Annotated in this window: 1 pseudogene; it reads left to right on the top strand. The window is 68.1% G+C overall.

Annotation, left to right across the window (positions count from 1 at the left end):
* Positions 1 to 1882: pseudogene (locus tag GVN21_RS20280) on the top strand (hypothetical protein); the annotation flags it as partial.

Below are 1882 nucleotides of genomic sequence, written 5' to 3'. Positions count from 1 at the left end.
ATGCGATCCGCCGCCGCCCGGCACGCCGCCGGGGACGTCGGATCGCATCATTCACGGCACGATCGGCCACGACACGATCGAAGGAGACACACGGAACGACTGGTTCTTCGGTGGATCCGGCGACGACATCCTCCGCGGGGCGGGGGGGCATGACCGGCTGGACGGGGAAGAAGGCGACGATGTGCTGGAGGGCGGAGACGGCATCGACGTCCTGATCGGCGGTCGCGGTGAAAACCGGCTGACCGGCGGCGCCGGCGCCGACCAGTTCGTGTTCCGCGACACCACCGAACATGACGTGGTCACCGATTTCGACCTGGCCGCCGACAAGATCGACGTCAGCCAGTGGGGGTCGATCCAGGGGCTCAGCCAATCGGGGTCTGACGCGGTGCTGGTGCTCATCGGCGGGAGGAGCGTGCGGCTACTGAATGTGCAGGCCAGTGCGCTCCAGCTGAGCCACTTCACAGGTCTGAGCGTCCTTCCACCCGTCACGACGACGCCGACACCGATCAACGGAACGGCGGGCGCCGACGTCCTCAACGGTACGCTGCACCGCGACACCCTTTCGGGGCTGCAGGGCGACGACACGCTTTCGGCCAGGAGCGACGATACGGTCGATGGCGGCGCGGGCATCGACTTCCTGCACATGGCCATGGTTGCGGGCGCGGGCGGCGTGACCCTCGATCTGGCCCTGGCGGCTGCGGGCGCGGCGCAGACGCTGGGTCCGGTAGGATCCATGGTCAACGTCGAGCAACTGTCGTTTACGGGCAGCCGGGCTGCGGATGTCGTCTATGGCCACATCTTGGCGGACACCTTGCGAGGTCGTGGCGGCGCCGACCGGCTGGAAGGTCGGGACGGGGACGATGCGCTGGAAGGCGGGGATGGCGCGGACATCCTGCGCGGCGGCTTGGGCAATGACACCCTGGTAGGCGATATCGTCAACGGCGCCGACCCGGCCTCTCAATCACCGGGTGACGACGACCTCGACGGCGGCCAAGGCAACGACATTCTGCACGGTGGACGCGGAAACGACCTGCTGAAAGGGGCCGAGGGCGATGATCGGCTGGAAGGCGGCATCGGCAGCGACACGCTTGAGGGTGGCGACGGCGCCGACCAACTGATCGAAGCGATCATTGACGAGGGGCTCAACGTCCTGATGGGCGGAGCCGGTGACGATCATATCGAAGCCAGCTGGCGTGACACGGTGGATGGTGGCTCCGGCTCCGATCTTCTGATCCTGAACGGGGCGGTTAACGAGAGCCGCGCCCTGACCATCGATCTCGGCCTCACGACGCAGCAGATGCTGCCGGGCGGCGGCAGCATCCGAGGGATCGAGCGGCTGCAGATGTCTGCAGGTTCCGGCGCCGACCGGATCACCGGCGCTTCGCTGAGCGACGGCATCAACGGCGGCTTTGGTGACGATGTGCTCCATGGCGCGGGGGGTGACGACGGACTTGCGGGCTCCAACGGCGCCGACCTGCTGTCGGGAGGCGATGGGGCCGACACCCTCGAAGGCGAGGCCGGAGACGACGACCTGCGCGGGGACGCGGGCGACGATCATCTCCGCGGCTGGACCGGTATCGACCGGCTGGCGGGCGGCGCGGGGACCGACCAGCTCACGGGCGGCAGCGAAGCCGATGTATTCGTTTTCGAGGCGGGCGGCGGAGCCGACACCATTCTGGACTTCCAGATCGGGATCGACCGGATCGACCTCAGCGCCTTCGGCGGAGTGCAGGCGAAGACGCAGCAGGGCGATCATACCCTGCTGACCTTCTCCGGCGGTTCGTCCGCGCTGGTCCTCAACGTCCAAGCCGTCGCCCTGACCGACGCCAGCTTCATCGGTTTGGCGTCTCCGCCGCCGCCACCACCTCCTCCTCCTCCGCCG

The organism is Caulobacter sp. SLTY, assembly GCF_009905535.1.
In the GTDB taxonomy this organism is placed as follows: Bacteria; Pseudomonadota; Alphaproteobacteria; order Caulobacterales; family Caulobacteraceae; genus Caulobacter.
The sequence above is the reverse complement of the archived record's forward strand: the minus strand, read 5'-3'. Positions and strand labels throughout refer to the sequence as shown.